16 protein-coding genes are annotated in these 18,795 nt (G+C 74.7%); 10 read left to right on the forward strand and 6 right to left on the reverse strand.

Annotated elements, in window-relative coordinates:
• Nucleotides 1-45: 45 nt before the first annotated feature.
• Both ACIGW2_RS25610 and ACIGW2_RS25615 read right to left on the reverse strand, forming a co-directional pair.
• Nucleotides 46-1,641, reverse strand: coding sequence for an alpha/beta hydrolase (locus ACIGW2_RS25610; protein WP_399846208.1), 1,596 nt, complete (start codon nucleotides 1,639-1,641; stop codon nucleotides 46-48).
• A gap of 195 nt (nucleotides 1,642-1,836) precedes the next feature.
• On the reverse strand, nucleotides 1,837-2,916 hold the full coding sequence (locus ACIGW2_RS25615; protein ID WP_391656082.1) for an Rv2578c family radical SAM protein: 1,080 nt from the start codon (nucleotides 2,914-2,916) through the stop codon (nucleotides 1,837-1,839).
• Nucleotides 2,917-3,064: 148 nt separating this feature from the next.
• On the opposite strand from ACIGW2_RS25615, the gene ACIGW2_RS25620 reads away from it, so the two are divergent.
• Nucleotides 3,065-3,508 carry an SRPBCC family protein gene (locus tag ACIGW2_RS25620; RefSeq protein WP_356065264.1) on the forward strand — a complete coding sequence of 148 codons (444 nt, stop codon included), beginning with the start codon at nucleotides 3,065-3,067 and terminating at the stop codon, nucleotides 3,506-3,508.
• A 280-nt stretch (nucleotides 3,509-3,788) separates the two neighbouring features.
• Nucleotides 3,789-6,278, forward strand: a complete 2,490-nt coding sequence (locus tag ACIGW2_RS25625) for an MFS transporter (protein ID WP_399846212.1) — start codon at nucleotides 3,789-3,791, stop codon at nucleotides 6,276-6,278.
• Between the two features lie 75 nt (nucleotides 6,279-6,353).
• On the opposite strand, the gene ACIGW2_RS25630 is transcribed toward ACIGW2_RS25625, so the two are convergent.
• Nucleotides 6,354-7,484, reverse strand: coding sequence for a hypothetical protein (locus ACIGW2_RS25630; RefSeq protein WP_399846215.1), 1,131 nt, complete (start codon nucleotides 7,482-7,484; stop codon nucleotides 6,354-6,356).
• A 273-nt stretch (nucleotides 7,485-7,757) separates the two neighbouring features.
• Between ACIGW2_RS25630 and ACIGW2_RS25635 the strand changes: the two genes are divergently transcribed.
• From ACIGW2_RS25635 to ACIGW2_RS25650, 4 genes are all read left to right on the forward strand, one after another.
• Entirely contained in the window at nucleotides 7,758-8,591 is an 834-nt protein-coding gene (locus ACIGW2_RS25635) for a M55 family metallopeptidase (protein ID WP_391656079.1), read from the forward strand.
• Nucleotides 8,584-9,918: a M20/M25/M40 family metallo-hydrolase gene (locus ACIGW2_RS25640; RefSeq protein ID WP_391656078.1), complete on the forward strand. Its 1,335-nt coding sequence runs from the start codon at nucleotides 8,584-8,586 to the stop codon at nucleotides 9,916-9,918. The genes ACIGW2_RS25635 and ACIGW2_RS25640 overlap by 8 nt, the downstream gene beginning before the upstream one ends.
• A 62-nt stretch (nucleotides 9,919-9,980) precedes the next feature.
• Nucleotides 9,981-11,969 (forward strand): prolyl oligopeptidase family serine peptidase, encoded by a 1,989-nt coding sequence (locus tag ACIGW2_RS25645; protein ID WP_399846219.1) that lies wholly within the window; start codon nucleotides 9,981-9,983, stop codon nucleotides 11,967-11,969.
• A complete protein-coding gene (locus ACIGW2_RS25650; protein ID WP_391656076.1) occupies nucleotides 11,966-12,895 on the forward strand; it encodes an LD-carboxypeptidase in 930 nt (309 codons plus the stop codon). The genes ACIGW2_RS25645 and ACIGW2_RS25650 overlap by 4 nt, the downstream gene beginning before the upstream one ends.
• Before the next feature lie 63 nt (nucleotides 12,896-12,958).
• On the opposite strand, the gene ACIGW2_RS25655 is transcribed toward ACIGW2_RS25650, so the two are convergent.
• Both ACIGW2_RS25655 and ACIGW2_RS25660 read right to left on the reverse strand, forming a co-directional pair.
• Nucleotides 12,959-14,050: an adenosine deaminase gene (locus ACIGW2_RS25655; RefSeq protein WP_399846221.1), complete on the reverse strand. Its 1,092-nt coding sequence runs from the start codon at nucleotides 14,048-14,050 to the stop codon at nucleotides 12,959-12,961.
• Between the two features lie 125 nt (nucleotides 14,051-14,175).
• Entirely contained in the window at nucleotides 14,176-14,925 is a 750-nt protein-coding gene (locus ACIGW2_RS25660) for a GntR family transcriptional regulator (RefSeq protein ID WP_399846223.1), read from the reverse strand.
• Between the two features lie 154 nt (nucleotides 14,926-15,079).
• Here ACIGW2_RS25660 and ACIGW2_RS25665 point away from each other — a divergent pair, with 154 nt between their 5' ends.
• From ACIGW2_RS25665 to ACIGW2_RS25675, 3 genes are all read left to right on the forward strand, one after another.
• Entirely contained in the window at nucleotides 15,080-15,322 is a 243-nt protein-coding gene (locus ACIGW2_RS25665) for a DUF1049 domain-containing protein (protein ID WP_391656073.1), read from the forward strand.
• Nucleotides 15,319-15,678 carry a hypothetical protein gene (locus ACIGW2_RS25670; protein WP_391656072.1) on the forward strand — a complete coding sequence of 120 codons (360 nt, stop codon included), beginning with the start codon at nucleotides 15,319-15,321 and terminating at the stop codon, nucleotides 15,676-15,678. Before ACIGW2_RS25665 ends, ACIGW2_RS25670 begins: the two co-directional genes overlap by 4 nt.
• A 64-nt stretch (nucleotides 15,679-15,742) precedes the next feature.
• Nucleotides 15,743-16,309: a GNAT family protein gene (locus tag ACIGW2_RS25675; RefSeq protein WP_356065234.1), complete on the forward strand. Its 567-nt coding sequence runs from the start codon at nucleotides 15,743-15,745 to the stop codon at nucleotides 16,307-16,309.
• 21 nt (nucleotides 16,310-16,330) lie between these two features.
• On the opposite strand, the gene ACIGW2_RS25680 is transcribed toward ACIGW2_RS25675, so the two are convergent.
• Nucleotides 16,331-16,663 carry a DUF6204 family protein gene (locus tag ACIGW2_RS25680; protein ID WP_391656071.1) on the reverse strand — a complete coding sequence of 111 codons (333 nt, stop codon included), beginning with the start codon at nucleotides 16,661-16,663 and terminating at the stop codon, nucleotides 16,331-16,333.
• Between the two features lie 187 nt (nucleotides 16,664-16,850).
• On the opposite strand from ACIGW2_RS25680, the gene ACIGW2_RS25685 reads away from it, so the two are divergent.
• On the forward strand, nucleotides 16,851-18,794 hold the full coding sequence (locus ACIGW2_RS25685) for a DUF5107 domain-containing protein (protein ID WP_399846229.1): 1,944 nt from the start codon (nucleotides 16,851-16,853) through the stop codon (nucleotides 18,792-18,794).
• Nucleotide 18,795: the final 1 nt, after the last annotated feature.

Raw genomic sequence — 18,795 nt, forward strand, 5'->3', positions numbered from 1 at the left:
TCGCCGGCGGCGGCGATTCCCGGGGTCCCGGTGGCCGGCGGGCCGTCAGCGCACGTGGCCGAGCAGCCCGTGCAGGGTGGTGCCCGCCGCCGGGGCCGCGCCGCGGGTGGCGGCGGCCTTCGCGGGCTCCGGCTCGGGGAGCGTCTCGCAGACCGCGTCCGCCTCCGCGCCGGCCGCGCCGCGCGGCACCTTGCCGGAGGAGAGGTACGCGGCGAGGTGCGCGTCCATGCAGTCGTTGCCGGCCAGCGTCACCCCGTGGTTGCCGCCGCCCTCCTCCACCACCAGGCTGGAGCCGCGCATCATCCGGTGCAGGGCGACCCCGCCCTCGTACGGCGTGGCGGCGTCGTCGGTGGCCTGGAGGATCAGCGTGGGCGGCACCTCGTCGTTGTGCACGTCCGGCGGGGACAGCGGCTCGACCGGCCAGAAGGCGCACGGCGCGTTGTACCAGGCGTTGTTCCAGGTGGAGAACGGCGCCTTGGCGTGGGTCTCCCAGTTGTCCTTGCGCCACACGCTCCAGTCGCGCGGCCAGGCCGCGTCCCTGCACTGCACGCTCGCGTAGACCGAGTAGCCGTTCTCGGCCGCCGCGTCCGCCGCCCCGTAGTCCTCGTACGCCTTCACCAGCGGCGCGCTGTCACGGTCGTTGACGTAGGCGGCGAAGGCGGTCGCGAGCCGCGGCCAGTAGCCGTTGTAGTAGCCGCCGGGCAGATACGTGTCCTCCAGCTCGCCCGGGCCGACCTTGCCGCCGGCCGGCGCCTCCGCCAGCTCGTCGCGCATCCGGTACCAGGCCGCCTCGACCGCCGTCGGGTCGGTGCCGAGCCGGTAGGTCGCGTCGTTGCGGGCCACCCAGGCGGCGAAGTCCTTGTGCCGGGTGTCGAAGGCGTAGTCCTGCGCGAGGTTGTCCTCGTACCAGACCCCGTGCGGGTTGACCACGGAGTCCAGGGCCATCCGCCGGACCCGGTCGGGGTGGAGCCGCGCGTACACGGCGCCGAGGTAGGTGCCGTAGGAGTAGCCGAGGTAGTTGATCCTCGGGGCGCCGAGCGCGGCGCGGACGGCGTCCATGTCGTGCGCGGTGGAGACGGTGTCGACGTACGGCAGGACGTCGGCGTACTTGTCGCCGCAGGCCTTGGCGAAGGCCTGGGCCCGCTCCAGGTTCGTCCGCTCGCCCTCCGCGCCGTGCGGCACGGAGTCCGGGCGCACCGGGTCGAAGTGCCCGGGGCGGCAGTTCAGGGCGGGCTCGCTCTTGCCGACGCCGCGCGGGTCGAAGCCGATGACGTCGTACTGCGCGGCCACCTTCGGCGGCAGCGAGGCCGCGACGTAACCGGCCATCCCCCGGCCGCTGCCGCCCGGGCCGCCCGGGTTGACCAGCAGCGGGCCCTGGAAGGTCTTCGCGGTGTGCGCGACCCGGGTGAGGGCGAGCGAGATGCTCCGGCCGGCCGGGTCGTCGTGGTTGAGCGGCACCCGGAGGGTGGCGCACTGGAGCTTCGGATAGGCCCGGGTCGGACAGTCGGTCCAGGTGAGCGGGGCCACGGGACGGGTGGTCGGTACGGGCTCGCTCGCGGCGGTGGCGGGCGCGGGCAGGACGGCGACCGTCCCGGCGACCAGCGCCCCAGCGGCGATCAGCATGCCTGCGCGGGGTGTCATACGGCGTGCGTGCCCCGTGCGGGGCGCGAAAGGACCGGTTCGGCGCGGAGTTGACCCGTTCGGCAGACATGACGCGCCGTCAGGACGACGCTGCCGGACCCCCCGAGCCGCCGGAGCCGCATCAGCCGTCGGATCCGTCCGGGTCGTCCGAGCTGTCCGGGCCGTTCGTGGCGCAGGGCTTCGCGGCCCCGGAGCTCAGAGGAGGGTCAGCTGCTCCGGCTCGGACACGCGCGCGTGGTGCTCGGGTACGGGTGCGGGGGCGGGCCGGCGTTCCGGCCGGTGTCCCCGGCGCCCGGTCCCGCGGTCCGCCGGGCCGATGCCGAACTCGGCGGCCAGCTCGTGCACCTGACGGGTGATCCGGCGCTGGTACCAGGTGGGCGCGTAGGCGCCGCCCGCGTACATGCGCTCGTACCGCGGGACCAGTCCGGGATGGTGGCGGCCGAGCCAGCCGAGGAACCACTCGCGGGCGCCCGGCCGCAGGTGCAGCACCAGCGGGGTGACCGAGGTCGCGCCGGCCTCGGCGACCGCGCGGACGGTGGCCCGCAGCTGCTCCGGCCGGTCCCCGAGGAAGGGGATGACCGGCGCCATCAGGACCCCGCAGCCGATGCCGTGCGCGGCGAGGGTCCGCACGACGTCCAGGCGCCGCTCGGGGGCCGGGGTGCCGGGCTCGACGGTGCGCCACAGCTCCTGGTCGGTGAAGCCGACCGAGACGGAGACCCCGACCTCGGTCACCTCGGCGGCCTGCCGCAGCAGCTCCAGGTCGCGCAGGATGAGCGTGCCCTTGGTGAGGATCGAGAAGGGGTTGGCCCGGTCCCGCAGCGCCTCCAGGATGCCCGGCATCAACCGGTAGCGGCCCTCCGCCCGCTGGTAGCAGTCCACGTTGGTGCCCATCGCGATGTGCGCGCCCTGCCAGCGCGGCGAGGCGAGGTGGGCGCGCAGCAGCTCCGGCGCGTTCACCTTCACCACGATCTGCGAGTCGAAGCCGATGCCCGTGTCCAGGTCCAGGTAGCTGTGCGTCTTGCGGGCGAAGCAGTACACGCACGCGTGCGTGCAGCCGCGGTACGGGTTGACCGTCCACTCGAACGGCATCCGGGAGGCGCCGGGCACCCGGTTCACGATCGACTTCGCCCGCACCTCGTGGAAGGTGATCCCGCGGAACTCGGGCGTGTCGAAGGTCCGGGTGGTCACGGCGTCCCGGCCGAACAGCGCGATCTCGGCGGGAGCGGCCGGAGCGGCGGGCGTGCCCGGGGTGTCGGCCAGATGGTCCCAGCGCATGGACGCCTCCTCGGTGAGCGGTGATGGGTGCCAGAATAGAACAGGTGTTCCCTTGATCGCTGCAACCCGGATTTTGGGCCCCGGCGCCCAGGTGGTTGGCTTGGCCCACATCCCCGTGAGCACCACGAGAACAGCTGGAGGAAGTGCCATGGCGCAGGTCGAGGCCACGACGGAGCGGATCGTCGCCGCCGACGCGGAGAAGGTGTTCGACGCGCTCGCCGACTACACCGGCACGCGCGGGAAGCTGCTCCCCGAGCACTTCAGCGAGTACGAGGTGCGCGAGGGCGGCGACGGCGAGGGCACCCTCGTCCACTGGAAGCTCCAGGCCACCAGCAAGCGGGTCCGCGACTGCCTCCTGGAGGTCACCGAGCCCACCGACGGGCAGCTGGTCGAGAAGGACCGCAACTCCTCCATGGTCACCACCTGGACCGTCACCCCGGCCGGCGAGGGCCGCTCCAAGGCCGTCGTCACCACCGTCTGGAACGGCGCCGGCGGCATCGGCGGCTTCTTCGAGCGCACCTTCGCGCCCAAGGGCCTCGCCCGGATCTACGACGCGGTGCTCGCCAACCTGGCCGCCGAGGTCGAGAAGTAGCCCCGGGAAACCGGAACCATGAAGTAACGCCCCGAATCGTCACCGATTCGAGTGGTTTCCGCGCGACCCCCGCAAGAGTGCCCGGCGCACCCGGGGGTCGCGCGTCATTCGGTAAACGCGCTGATGAGCGCCCCAAGTGCGCCGTCCCGCAGGGAGGTTCAGGCGCCCCGGTCCCACCCCGCCCCCGTACCGCCCGACTTGCTCCTGCTTCGCGCGCAATGCGAAGAATGGCGCGCGCAGGGGCCGTGACGAGCCACGGCCGGGTCGAGGGGAGCAGCAGGTGGGTGCCATCACGAGCGTGAAAGACGCCGAACCGGCCCGGGCCCCGGCCCCGGCCCACGAGGCGCCCCCGGCCGGCCCGGGACCCGAGGACCCCTCGGGTGCGGCGGCTCCTTCGGGTACGGAGGCTCCTGCGGGTGCTTCGGGGGCTTCGAGTCCCGTAGACCCGGGTCCGGACGCGGACGCGGCAGCGGCGCTCGACCCCCGCCGGGTCCGGCTGGTCTTCGTCGGCCTGATGCTCGCGCTGCTCCTGGCCGCGCTGGAGCAGATGATCGTCGCCACCGCGCTGCCGAAGATCGTCGGCGAACTCCAGGGCCTGGACCGCATGTCCTGGGCGATCACGGCCTATCTGCTCACCGCCACCATCGGCCTGCCGGTCTACGGCAAGCTCGGCGACCTGCTCGGCCGCAAGGGCGTCTTCGTCTTCGCCATCGTCGTCTTCGTCATCGGCTCCGGGCTGGCCGGCTGGTCGCGCACCATGGACCAGCTCATCGCCTTCCGCGCCCTCCAGGGCGTCGGTGCCGGCGGCCTGATGATCGGCGTCCAGGCGATCATCGCCGACATCGTGCCGTCCCGGGAACGCGGCCGCTACATGGGCCTGATCGGCGCCGTCTTCGGCCTCGCCTCGGTCGCCGGTCCGCTGCTCGGCGGCTTCTTCACCGACCACGTCTCCTGGCGCTGGTGCTTCTACTTCAACGTGCCCTTCGGCCTGGTCACCCTGGCCGTCGTCGCCCTCGTCCTCAAGCTCCCCAAGCCCATCGCGCGGGCCCGCTTCGACTGGCTCGGCACGCTGCTGCTCGCCGCCGCGTCCACCTGCCTGGTGCTGCTCACCAGTTGGGGCGGCACCGAGTACGCCTGGGACTCGCGGGTCATCGTCGGCCTCGGGGCCGGCGCGGCGGCGGCCGCCGCGCTCTTCCTCGTCGTCGAGCGCTTCGCGCCCGAACCCCTCATCCCGCTGCGGCTGTTCCGCGACTCCGTCTTCACCGTCACCAGCCTGGTCGGCGCCGTCGTCGGCATCGCCCTCTTCGGCGCCGCCAGCTATCTGCCCACCTTCCTGCAGATGGTCGAGGGCGCCAGCGCCACCGAGTCCGGGCTGCTGATGCTCCCGCTCATGGGCGGCATCGTCGTCGCGTCCGTCGTCTCCGGGCAGCTCATCAGCCGCACCGGCCGCTACAAGGCCTACCCGGTGGCCGGTGCCGCCGTCGCCACCCTCGGCATGTGGCTGCTCTCCCGGATGGACACCGACACCCCGCGCCTCCAGCACAGCCTGTGGCAGGCGGTGCTCGGCACCGGCATCGGCCTGATCATGCCGGTCCTGGTGCTCGCCGTGCAGAACTCGGTGCGGCCAGCCGACCTCGGCACCGCCACCAGCGCGCACAACTACTTCCGGCAGATCGGCGGCAGCGTCGGCGCCGCCGTCTTCGGCACGCTCTTCGCCGCCCGCCTCGACGACGCCCTCGCCGAGCGGCTGCCCCGGGACAGCGCGGGCGCGCTGCCGCCGGCCGAGTCGGTCACCCCGCAGTCCGTGCACGCCCTGCCGCCCGCCCTCCGGGACGCGTTCGTCCAGGCGTACGCCGACGCGATGCCCCGGATCTTCCTCTACCTCGTGCCGGTCCTCGCGCTCGGCCTCGTCCTCGCCTTCTTCCTCAAGGAGAAACCGCTGGTGTCCCACCACACCCCCGCCGCCGAGGCCACCACCCCCATCCCACCGGCCCGCACCGCCCCGCCCGTGTCCGGCGTCCCCGTCTGCGGCCACGTCCAGCACCCCGACGGCAGCTGCGTGCCGCGCGCCGCCCTCACCCTCATCGACGTCACCGGCCGGCAGATCGGCCGCGGCGCGAGCGGCGACGACGGACGGTACGCGCTGAGCGTGCCCGGCGCCGGCGCGTACGTGCTGATCGCCGCCGCCGGCGGGCACCAGCCGCAGGCCGTCTCGGTGACGGTGGGGGACCGCCCGGTCGAACTCGACGTCGTCCTCGGCGGCGCGGGCCGGCTCGCCGGCACGGTCGTCACCGCCGACGGCACCCCGGTCGGCGACGCCGCCGTCACCCTCACCGACGTACGCGGCGAGGTCGTCGCCTCCACCCGCAGCGGGCGCGAGGGCGGCTACGTCATCGGCGAGCTGGTCGCCGGCGAGTACACCCTCGCCGCCAGCGCCCCCGCCTTCCGCCCGGCCGCCCTCCCGGTCACCGTCCAGTCCTCCCGCGAGACCCGCCAGGACATCGAACTCGCCGGCGGCTCGGTCCTCCGCGGCACCGTCCGCGCCGGCGCCGGCCGCCCCGTCGAGGACGCCCGCGTCACCCTCCTCGACGCCGCCGGCAACGTCGTCGACACCCTCACCACCGGCCCCGACGGCACCTTCCGCTTCGTCGACCTCGCGTCCGGCGCATACACGGTCATCGCCGCCGGCTACCCCCCGGTCGCCACCGTCCTCCAGGTCGCCGGCGGCGGCCGCACGGAACGCGATCTTCAGCTGGGCCACGAGGACTGAGGGGCCCGGGAGCGGCCCTGAGGGGGCGGGCGGCCCGGGGGTCTCGCTGCGGGGGAGGGCGTCGCGCCCGCTCCCTCAGCCCTCGTCCGCCGTCTCGGTGGCCCCGGCGGTCCCGGTGGCCTCGGCGGCCCCCGGCGTCGTCGCCTTGCGCAGGGCGCTGATGCAGGCGCCGATCGCCGCCTGGAGGGCCTCCAGGCGCTGGAGCATGTCCTCCTCGACGACGTCCTCCTCCAGGACCTCGTCGAGGGTCAGTTCCTCGAAGACCTTCGTGGCCTTCTGGAGGCTGTTGTAGAACTTGGTGCGGCGCTCCTGGACCCGCAGCTCCGGGTTCTCCTCGACCGCCTTGGCGACCATCGTGCGGACCGTCTCGTACGCCTCGCCGGCCCACTCGCCGGCCTCCTCCGAGTCGTCGAGCTCGTCGATGAGGGACAGGTGGCGCTCGGCCTCGGCGCGGAGCTCCGGCGGGGCGGGGACGGTCTGGCCGGCCGGGGTCTTGATCCGGCCGCCCTCGGCGATCTGGCGGACGTACTCGATGCGGTCGGCGGCCTTCGCCTCCTGGGCCACCGCCTTCTTCAGGTCGCCGGTGCGGGCGATGGCGCGGGCCATCTCGGTCTGGAGGGCCGGGTCCTCCTTCATGCGGTCGAGCAGCGCGCCGCGCGCCGCCTCCGCGGTGCCGGGGTCGGCGAGGATCGCGGCGCGCAGGGCCGTGGGGTTCTCCGCGACCTCCAGCGCCTTCGTCGGCTTGATGCCCTCCGCCTCCGCGGCCGCGCTGATCGCGTGTCCGCGCACGGAGGTCGCGCTGTTGCGCGAGGAGTAGTACGACAGCCAGACGTCGGCCTCCGGAAGCTCGACCTCCGCGCCGGGCTCCAGCGCCTCGAACTGCGGCACGAGCCCGTCGTCCGCCGCCATGTCCCACGCCTTGTAGTAGCGCATCACGCGCTCGGGCGAGCAGCCGGCCAGCTCCGCGAAGGCCTTCGCGGACACCTTGTCCGTGCCCTCCGCGGCCTGGCCGCCGGGCCGCACGCTGCGGGCCACCTTGAGCGCGAAGGCCCAGCCGCCGGTCCGCGCGTACACCCCGAAGTCGCGGGCGTCGCGGACCACGGCCTCGGCGACGGCCTGCGCGGCGGGCTCGACCCACTCGCCGGTGTCGACGGCCGGCTCGGCGGAGGGGGACGGGACTTCGGACGGGGCGAGCGAGGTGGTCACCGAGGGGTCTCCTGCGAATCGGGAGGGAAATTCTGCGGCCGACAGCCTATACGCACGAGATGAAAGGATTCGCCCGAATCACCGGCGGCGCGGCACCGGCCCCGGACCGCCCCGCACCGGCCCCGGACCACCCGGCACCGGCCCCGGACCACCCGCCCCGATCGCACTCCCGACCGCACGCCCCCGGGCCCGAACCGGCGTCACCGGTCCACGCCTTCGACACTTTTCCACAGGGGTGGTGGGGCCTGCCGCTCGGCGCGTACGGTGCCAGGCATGAAGATCCTGATCAGCGCCGACATGGAAGGCGCCACCGGCGTGACCTGGCCCGCCGACGTGCTGCCCGGCACGCCGCAGTGGGAGCGGTGCCGGTCCATGTTCACCTCCGACGTGAACGCGGCGGTGCTCGGCTTCTTCGACGGCGGCGCCGACGAGGTGCTGATCAACGAGGCGCACTGGTCCATGCGCAATCTGCTCCTGGAGCGGCTCGACGAGCGGGCCGAGATGCTCACCGGCCGCCACAAGTCGCTCTCGATGGTCGAGGGCGTGCAGCACGGGGACGTGGACGGCGTCGCCTTCGTCGGCTATCACACCGGCGCCGGCGCCGAGGGCGTCCTCGCGCACACCTATCTCGCCAACTCCATCACCGGCGTCTGGCTCGACGGCGTCCGCGCCAGCGAGGGCCTGCTCAACGCGCGCGTGGTCGCCGAGTTCGGCGTCCCCGTCGTGCTCGTCACCGGCGACGACCTCACCTGCGAGGACGCCCTCGGTTACGCGCCGGAGGCGCACAAGGTCGCCGTCAAGGACTACGTGTCGCGGTACGCGGCGGTCTGCCGCACCCCCGCCCGCACCGCCGCGGAGATCCGCGCCGCCGCCAAGGAGGCCGCGGCGCTCGCCGTCCGGCACGAGCCGGTCAGCGCCGGACCCTTCACCGTGGAGCTGGAGTTCGACGCCGAGCACCTGGCCGCCGCCGCCACGGTGGTGCCGGGCGCGGAGCGGAGTGGCGAGCGGCGCACCGCCTACACCAGCGAGACGATGTACGAGGCAATTCGCACGTTCAAGGCGGTCACCACCATTGTGTCGGCCGCCGTGGAGGAGCAGTATGGCTGAGCAGCACCCCGGCCCGGACGCGACGGCACTCGACGAGGTCGTCACCTTCACGTCCGAGCTCATCAGGATCGACACCACCAACCGGGGCGGCGGCGACTGCCGCGAGCGCCCCGCCGCCGAGTACGTGGCGGAGCGCCTCGCCGACGCCGGCCTCCAGGCCACGCTCCTGGAGCGCACCCCGGGCCGCACCAACGTCGTCGCCCGGATCCCCGGCACCGACCCGACGGCCGACGCGCTGCTCGTCCACGGCCACCTGGACGTCGTGCCCGCCGAGGCCGCCGACTGGACCGTGCACCCCTTCTCCGGCGAGGTCCGCGACGGCGTCGTGTGGGGGCGCGGCGCCGTCGACATGAAGAACATGGACGCGATGGTGCTCTCCGTCGTGCGCTCCTGGGCCCGGCAGGGCGTCCGGCCGCGCCGTGACATCGTCGTCGCCTACACGGCCGACGAGGAGGCGAGCGCCGAGGACGGCTCCGCCTTCCTCGCCGAGCGGCACGCCCAGCTCTTCGAGGGCTGCACCGAGGGGATCAGCGAGTCCGGCGCCTTCAGCTTCCACCCGGACCCGAGCACCCGGCTCTACCCGATCGCGGCCGGCGAGCGCGGCACGGCCTGGCTCAAGCTCACCGCGCACGGCCGGGCCGGCCACGGCTCGAAGATCAACACGGAGAACGCGGTGACCCGGCTCGCCGCCGCCGTCGCCCGGATCGGCGCCCACGAGTGGCCGGTGCGGATCACCCGGACCGTCCGCGCCGCCCTGAGCGAACTCGCCGCGCTCTACGGCATCGAGACCGATGTCGACGCCCCCGGCTTCGACGTCGACCTGCTCCTGGAGAAGCTCGGCCCGGCCGCCGCCCTCGTCGCACCCACCCTGCGCAACAGCAGCAACCCCACGATGCTGGACGCCGGCTACAAGGTGAACGTGATCCCCGGCCAGGCCGTGGCCTACGTCGACGGGCGGATGCTGCCCGGCGGCGAGGACGAGTTCACCGAGACCATGGACCGGCTCACCGGGCCCGGCGTGGACTGGGAGTTCCACCACCGCGAGGTGCCCCTGGAGGCCCCCGTCGACTCGCCGACCTTCGCCAAGCTGCGCGCCGCGGTCGAGCGCTTCGACCCCGAGGGACACACCGTGCCCTTCTCCATGACCGGCGGCACCGACGCCAAGCAGTTCTCCCGCCTCGGCATCACCGGCTACGGCTTCTCGCCGCTCAAGCTGCCCCCGGACCTCGACTACGGGGCCCTCTTCCACGGCGTGGACGAACGCGTCCCGGTCGACGCCCTGCACTTCGGCGTCCGCGTCCTCGACCACTACCTGCGCACGGCCTGACACCCGGCCGGTCCGCACACCCGCACCCGCACCCACCACCACACCCACCAGGGGGGAACCTGATGGCAACCACGGCCACCTACGGCAGCTGGCCGTCACCCATCGACGCCGCGCTCGCCGCGGCCCACGACGGGCGGCCCGACTCCGTCGGATTCGTCGGTGACGAGGTCTGGTGGACCGCCCCGCGGCCCACCGAGGGCGGACGGCGCGCCCTGGTGCGCCGCCGCCCGGACGGCACCGAGGAATCGGTGCTCCCCGCCCCCTGGAACGTGCGCACCAGGGTCCTCGAATACGGGGGCCAGGCCTGGGCCGGCACCGTACGGGACGACGGCACCCCGCTCGTCGTCTTCAGCCACCACCCCGACCAGCGGCTCTACGCCTTCGAGCCCGACGCACCCGGCGGCCCGGACCCCCGGCCGCTCACCCCGCTCTCCGGCACCGGCGAGGGCCTGCGCTGGGCCGACCCGGTGCTGCTGCCCGGGCGCGGCGAGGTCTGGTGCGTCCTGGAGGAGTTCACCGGTCCCGCGCCCACCGACGTGCGCCGGGTCATCGCCGCCGTGCCGCTCGACGGCTCCGCCGCCGAGGACCGCGGCCGGATCCGCGAACTCACCGACGACACCCACCGCTTCGTCACCGGACCCCGGCTCTCCCCGGACGGCCGGCAGGCCGCCTGGATCGCCTGGGACCACCCCCGGATGCCCTGGGACGGCACCGAGGTGCTGCTCGCCGACGTCACCGACGACGGCACCTTCGAGGCACCGCGCACCGTCGCCGGCGGCCCCGAGGAGTCCGTGCCCCAGGTCGGCTGGACCGCGTCCGGCCAGCTCCTGCACGTCAGCGACCGCACCGGCTGGTGGAACCTCTACCGCACCCCCGCCCCCGGCGCCGAACCGGTCCCGCTCTGCCCGCGCCCCGAGGAGTTCGCCGGCCCGCTGTGGCAGCTCGGCCTCAGCTGGTTCCAGTCGCTCGACAGCGGCCTCGTCGCCGTCGTCCACGGCCGCGGCGACACCACCCTCGGCATCCTCGACCCGGCCGGCGGCGAACTCGTCGACGTCACCGGACCCTGGACCGCCTGGGCCGCCACCCTCGCCGTGCACGGCACCCGCGTGGTCGGCGTCGCCGCCGGACCCCGCCGCTCCTACGAGGTCGTCGAGCTCGACACCTGCACCGGCCGCACCCGGGTCATCGGCTCCCCGCACCAGGACCCCGTCGACCCCGCCCACTACCCCGAGCCGCGGATCCGCACCTTCACCGGCCCCGACGACCGCGAGATCCACGCCCACGTCCACCCGCCGCACCACCCCGACCACACCGCCCCCGCCGGCGAGCTCCCGCCCTACATCGTGTGCGCGCACGGCGGCCCCACCGGCCACGCCCCGCTCGCCCTCGACCTGGAGATCGCCTACTTCACCTCTCGCGGCATCGGGGTCGCCGTGGTCAACTACGGCGGCTCCACCGGCTACGGCCGGGAGTACCGCAACCGCCTGCGCGAGCAGTGGGGCGTGGTCGACGTCGAGGACTGCGCCGCCGTGGCCCGCGCCCTCGCCGACGAGGGCACCGCCGACCGCGAGCGCCTCGCCATCCGCGGCGGCAGCGCCGGCGGCTGGACCGCCGCCGCGTCCCTCGGCCGGACCGACGTCTACGCCTGCGGCACCATCCTCTACCCCGTCCTCGACGCCACCGCCTTCACCACCGGGGAGACCCACGACTTCGAGTCGCAGTACATGCACTCCCTCATCGGCCGGCCCGACGAGGTGCCCGACCGCTACCGGGACCGCTCGCCCCTGGAGCACGCCGAGAAGATCTCCGCCCCCTTCCTGCTGCTCCAGGGCCTCGACGACCCCGTGTGCCCGCCCGCGCAGGCCGAGCGGCTCCTCGCCCGGATGGCCGGCCGGGGCGTCCCGCACGGCTACCTCGCCTTCCCCGGCGAGAGCCACGGCTTCCGCCGCGCCGAGACCATGATCCGAGCCCTGGAGTCCGAACTCGCCCTCTACGCCCGCGTCTTCGGCATCACCCGGGACGACCTCGCGGAACTGGAGCTGCGCTCGTGACGCCCGGGCTCGTCCGCCCGCCCCGGCTGCGCCCGGGCGCCCGCGTGGCCGTGGTCGCTCCCAGCGGCCCCGTCCCCGAGGACCGCCTCCGGGCCGGGCTCGACATCCTGCGCGGCTGGGACCTCGACCCCGTCGTCGCCCCGCACGTGCTCGACGCCCACCCGACCCTCGGCCACCTCGCCGGCACCGACGCCGACCGCGCCCGCGACCTCGCCGAGGCCTGGTGCGACCCCGAGGTGTCCGCGGTGTTCTGCGCCCGCGGCGGCTACGGAGCCCAGCGGATCACCGACCTGCTCGACTGGGACGCCCTGCGGGCCGCCGGCCCCAAGGTCCTCGTCGGCTACAGCGACGTCACCGCCCTCCACGAGGCCTTCGCCACCCGGCTCGGCCTCGCCACCCTGCACGGCCCGATGGTCGCCGCCGCCGTCTTCCTGACGGACGCACGCACCCAGGAGTCGCTGCGCGCCACCCTGTTCGAGCCCGAGTCGGTACGGGTCCTCCGCCCGGAGGGCGCCGGCGCCCTGGTGCCGGGCCGCGCCCACGGCGTCACCCTCGGCGGCTGCGTCAGCCTGCTCGCCGCCGACCTCGGCACGCCGCACGCCCGCCGCTCCGCCCGGGGCGGGCTGCTCCTCCTGGAGGACGTGGGGGAGGAGCCGTACCGTCTCGACCGCATCCTCACCCAGCTGCTCCGCTCCGGCTGGCTGGACGGGGTCGCCGGGATCGGCCTCGGCTCGTGGGAGGAGTGCGGGCCCTACGAGGAGGTGCGCGCCGTCCTCGCCGACCGCCTCGGCACGCTCGGCGTCCCCGTCGTCGAGCGGCTGGGCTTCGGCCACGGAGCCGCCGCGCCCACCGTCCCGCTCGGCATACCCGGCGTGCTCGACGCCGACGCGGGCACCCTCACCCTCGACGTACCCGCCCTCGCCTGACCCGGTCCGGACACGGCGGAGCGCCCCCGCCCCGGTCGGGGGACGGAGGCGCTCCGGAAGGTCCTACAGGGCGGCGTACCCCGGGCGCACGACCTCGTCGATCAGGCGCTGCCGCTCCGGCAGCGGCAGGAACGCGGCCTCCAGGGCGGCGACCGTGAACTCCTCGAAGACCTCCGGGCCGTAGCCGAAGGCGTCCACCATGTGCTGGAACTCCTCGCTCATGGTGGTGCCGGAGACCAGCCGGTTGTCGGTGTTCAGGGTGATCCGGAAGCCGAGCCGGCGCAGCTCGTCGATCGGGTGCGAGGCGTAGTCCTTCGCGGCGCCCGTCTGGAGGTTGGAGGTCGGGCAGACCTCCAGGGCGATCCGGTTGTCCCGGACGTAGGCGGCGAGCCGGCCGAGCGTGCCGTCCTCGGCGATGTCGTCGGTGATCCGCACGCCGTGCCCGATCCGCTCGGTGCCGCAGACCTGCACCGCTTCGTGGATCGACTCCGCGCCGACGGCCTCGCCCGCGTGGATGGTGAAGTGGCAGTTCTCCCGCTTCAGGTGCTGGAAGGCGGGCAGGTGGCGGGCCGGCGGGTTGCCGATCTCGCCGCCGGCGATGTCGAAGCCGGCCACGCCCTTGTCCCGGTGGGCCACGGTCAGCTGCGCGATCTCCAGCGAGCGGTCGGTGTGCCGCATGCCGGTGAGCAGCGTGCGGACGGTGATCCGGCCGCCGGTGCGGCGCTCGCCCTCGCGGAAGCCGTCGTTCACCGCCTCGACCACCTCGTCGAGGGTCAGCCCGCCGGCCAGGTGCTGCTCGGGGGCGTAGCGGATCTCCGCGTAGACCACCCCGTCGGCGGCCAGGTCCTCGGCGCACTCGGCCGCGATCCGCTCCAGCGCCTCGCGGGTCTGCATCACCGCGCAGGTGTGGGCGAAGGTCTCCAGGTACCGCTCCAGGGAACCGGAGTCGGCGGCGTCCCGGAACCAGACCGCCAGCTCGGCCGGGTCCTCGGTGGGGAGCCCGGTGTAACCGCAGGCCCGGGCCAGTTCGACGATCGTCGCCGGGCGCAGCCCGCCGTCGAGGTGGTCGTGCAGGACGGCCTTGGGGGCGCGGCGGATCCACTCGGCCACGGAAGTGGTGACGGAGGCGGCGGCGGGGTTGTCAGACAAGTGCATGGCGGGGAAGTGTACGCCACCCGGGGGACGCGGCGGTGTGACCCCGGCGACAGGCCGCCGAGCGCCGGTGCGCGAGCGGGTGCCCGCAGCCGTACTGCGGGCTGCCGTGCCGGCCCCGCTCCCGCTCAGTTCGACTGGAGCACCGGCAGCGCGGGCGCACCCGTCGGCAGCATGTGCTTGGCGGCCAGGACGGGCGTCTCCCCGACCCGTACCACCTGGGTGACCAGCACCGCGGGGGTGTCCGCCGAGCGGCCCAGCTGCTCGCCCCGGCGCCGCCCGAGCAGGGTCGCCGTGACCGCGCTGTGCGCGGCCAGCGGCACACCGCGCGAGGCCCCGGCCAGCACGGCCAGCATCGAGGTGCGCTCGGCCGCGGAGGCGGTCCGCAGGGCCTCGGCGAAGGCCGGGTGGACGCGCTCCAGGACCTCGTCGGCGGCCGCCCACTCGTGGCTGAGCGCTGCCGGACCGGCCTCGCCCACCAGCACCGACTCCCAGAACCGCAGTTCGGCGCCGGCCGGGGCGAGCAGGTGCTGGGTGGTGAAGTCCGTCGGCTCCTCGGCCGTGCGCAGCAGCCCCCGCACGCGCAGCGGCGCGGCCCCGCCCAGCAGCTCCTCCAGGGCCCTGACCTGCTCGAACCCGCGCCGCGGCGGATGCGCGTTGACCGTGCGCCCGACCCCGCGGCGGACCGTGAGCAGCCCGTCCTCCTGGAGCAGCAGCAGCGCCTCGCGCAGGGCCGGCCGGCTCACCCCGAGCTCGCTCGCGAGCTTGGGCTCGGAGGGCAGCGTGCAGCCCGGCGGGTAGGTGCCGTCGTGGATGGCGTCCGCGATCCGTTCGTAGAGCGCCACCACGGGACGTCGCTGCGGTCCGCCGGCTGCCACGGATCGGTCCTCCTCACGCGCTTCAGGTCTTCCGGGATCTACCGTAGCCGCCCGACCTTGTCTGACAAGTCACTCGGATGGCCTACTCCACCTCCGCCGAACCCGACACATCTGCCCATCCTGGGGGGACGCACGACGGAGGAGAGGGCCGGCGATGAGTCGCAAGGAGACAGCGAGCACGGGCACGTCCCGGGCGGGCGGGGTCTTCACTCCCGGCCGGATCGCGATCGGCGTCGTGGCGATCCTGCTGCTCGTGTTCATCTTCGAGAACACCCGCGAGGTACGGATCAGGCTGCTGGTCCCCGAGGTGACCACGCCGCTGTACCTCGCCCTGCTCGCGACCGCGCTGCTCGGCGCGGTCTGCGGCTACTACGCGGCGGCCCGGAGGCGGAAATGAGACGCTCGACCCTGCTCGGCGCGTGCGCGGTCCTGGCGCTCGCGGCCGTCGCCGTCGGTTCGGCCGAACCGCTCGCGGACCAGGAGGACGACACCGGCCCACCGGCCCGCCAGCCCATGCCGGACCTGCTCGGCGGAGGCCTGTGGCGGGTCTTCACGAGCCTCGCGCCGCGCACCCGGCTCGACGTCATCGACGTGGGCGGCGGCGACCGGCGCGTGCTCTGGCCGCCGAACTGGTGGGTCTGCACCCAGCACCCCGCCCCGGGCGCCGAGCGCGCCCCGCGCGGCCGGGTCGTGGTCGGCGTGGCGAAGAAGGGCGAGCCCTGCCCGCCCCGCGTGACGGCCGCCCGCCGCTGACCCGTCGCCGAGCCCCAGCCCCACGGGGCTGCCACCCGGACCGCCCCACCGGTAGCCTGGGCCCATGTCTGGCGATCTTGGTCGGTATCTCGTCACCGGGCCCCGCGTCGGGCTGCGGCCCTTCACGGCCGCGGACGCCGAGGAGTTCACCGCACGGGCCCGGGAGAGCCGGGAGCTGCACGCGCCCTGGCTCTACCCGCCCCAGACCCCCGAGGCGTACGCCGTCTACAGCCGTCCGCTGATCGAGGACCCGGCCCGGGAGGGCTTCCTCGTGTGCGAGCGGGACGGCGGCGGGATCGCCGGCTTCGTCAACATCAACAACATCGTCCGCGGCGCCTTCCTCTCCGGCGCCCTCGGCTACGGCGCCTTCGCGCACGCGGCCGGCCGCGGACTCCTCACCGAGGCGCTCGGCCTGGTCCTCGGGCACGCCTTCGGACCGCTCGGCCTGCACCGCCTGGAGGCCAACATCCAGCCGGGGAACACCGCCTCCCGCGCCCTGGTCCGGCGGGCCGGCTTCCGCCTCGAGGGCTTCTCGCCCGCGATGCTGTTCATCGACGGGGAGTGGCGCGACCACGAGCGCTGGGCCATCACCGCCGGAGGGCCCGCCGCGGGCCCGGCCCGGCGCCCGTGACGGCTCCGCTCCCGCAGCGGCTCAGCGCTTGTAGTTGATCTTCATCGTGTCCATGTCGGTGACCGTGGACCTCAGGCCGGAGAAGCCGTGCCCGAGCGCCCGCAGCGCCTGCTCCACGCGGTCCTCGGCGATCGCGCCGGCCATCTCCTCGCCGTCCGCCGCGTCGGAGACCACGACCAGGCGGTACGAGAAGTGCTTCAGGGTGCGGTCGTAGGCGAGCGAGCCCTCCTCGGTGAACTCCATCGCGGAGAGCCCGTGCTCGTCCGCCTCCGCGAGGAGCCGCGTGCGGCTCTCCTCCGACAGTCCGGCGAACGTACCCCGCACGATCACCCGGTAGGTGTGCTGCGTGCTCATGCCTCGCGACCTCCGCGCCCTTCCTCGGTAAAACAACCACCCTAGGCCGGGGTCCCGGAGCCGCAACGCAATTTCCCGCCCGGGCGCCCGCCCCGTCCGCCCCACCCGCCACCTCGCGGTCCCTACCGCCCTCCGTCCCTTCGCCCGCCCTCTGGCCGGAGCCCGTTCCGGCGTGTTCCATGGGCGGATGACGACCGTACGACGTGCCGTACTCACCCTCCCCGCGGCGCCGTTGGGCCCGGACAACCCGCTGCCCGCGCTCCACCACCTCGGCGCGGCCGCCCCGTCGGTCGACGAGCGGGACCGGTCCGCACTGCCCCGCGACATGGCCCGTCAGCTCGGGCACGCCCCGCTGCGCACCCTGCTGCCCACCCGGATGCGCGACGGCTACGGGCGCGCCCGCACCCCCACGACCCTCGACACCGTCGAGATCGAGAACGCCCACCTCAAGGTCACCGTGCTCCCCGGACTCGGCGGCCGGGTCCACTCCCTGCTGCACAAGCCCACCGGCCGCGAACTGCTCTACCGCAACCCGGTGCTGCAGCCCGCCGCCTTCGCCCTCAACGGCGCCTGGTTCTCCGGCGGCATCGAGTGGAACATCGGCGCCCGCGGCCACTCCACCCTGTCCTGCGCCCCGCTGCACGCCGCCGTCGTCCCGGCCCCGGACGGCGGCGAGATGCTGCGCCTCTGGGAGTGGGAGCGGCTGCGCGACCTGCCCTTCCAGGTCGACCTGTGGCTGCCGGCCAACTCGGCGCACCTGCGCGTCGGCGTCCGCGTCCGCAACCCGCACGAGCGGGCCGTGCCCTGCTACTGGTGGTCCAACACCGCCGTCCCCGAGGACCGCCGGATCCTCGCCCCCGCCGACACCGCCTGGCACTTCGGCTACGAACACGCCCTGCGCCGCGTCCCCGTGCCGCGCTCCGAGGACGGCACCGACCGCACGTACCCGCGCGAAAGCGCCCACGCCGGCGACTGGTTCTACGCGCTCCCGGACGGGCAGCGGCGCTGGATCGCCGCGCTCGACGCCGATGGCGAGGGCCTGGTGCAGACCTCCACGGACCGGCTGCTCGGCCGCAAGCTCTTCGTCTGGGGCACCGGACGCGGCGGGCGCCGCTGGCAGGAGTGGCTCACCGAGCCCGGCACCCCCGGCTACGCCGAGATCCAGGCCGGACTTGCCCGCACCCAGCTGGAACACCCGGTCCTGGAGGCGGGGGAGGAGGTCTCCTGGCTGGAGGTGTACGGGCCGCTGGCCGCCGACCCCGCGACCGTGCACGGTGCCGACTGGGCGGCGGCCCGCGCGGGCGTCGAGTCCGCGCTCGCCGAGGTGCTGCCGCGGGCCGAGGTCGACTCGGCGTACGCGCGCTGGCGGGCCGCCGCCGACACCGAACCCGGCCCGCCGCTCGCGACCGGTTCCGGCTGGGGCGCCCTCGAAGTGCTGCGCGGCGGACACGAGTTGCCGGGCACGCCGTTCGACCCGGCGCTCCTCGGCGACGAACAGCGGCCGTGGGCAGGGCTGTTGCGCACCGGAGCCTTGCCCGCGCCCGAGCCGGGCGCCGCGCCCTGGCAGACCCCGATCTCCGACGCCTGGCGGGACATGCTGGAGACCGCGCCCGCCGAACCGGTGACCGAGTACCACCTGGGTGTCGCGCAGTGGGCGGCCGGCGACCTCGCCCAGGCGGTACGGAGCTGGGAGCGCGGTCTGAAGAACGCCGCAGAACGCTGGCCGCTGCTCTACTGCCTGGCCGTGGCCGACCACGAGGCCGGGCACCGGGAACGGGCCGCCGACCGGTACGCCGAGGCCCTCGCGGCCCAGGACGGCGGCGACCCGCTGGTCACCGCCGCCCTCGCCCGCGAGACGGTCGCCGCGCTGCTCGGCGTGGACCGGACCGCCGAGGCCCGCGCCGTGCTCTCCCGGCTCCCCGGGGAGGTGCGGGCCCGAGGAGACTTCCGCTACCTGGAGGCCCGGCTGCTGTGCGCCGAGGGGCGCCCGGCGGAGGCGCGCGCGGTCTTCGACGCGGGCTTCGAGGTGGCCGACCTGAAGGAGGGCGCCGAGGAGCTGGGCGAGCTGTGGTCCCGGCTCACCGACGAACCGCTGCCGGACGCCTACGAGTTCCGCATGCGCGCCGACTGAC

Origin of the sequence: Streptomyces sp. NPDC053541 (genome assembly GCF_044544705.1) — a bacterium.
Classification (GTDB): Bacteria; Actinomycetota; Actinomycetes; order Streptomycetales; family Streptomycetaceae; genus Streptomyces.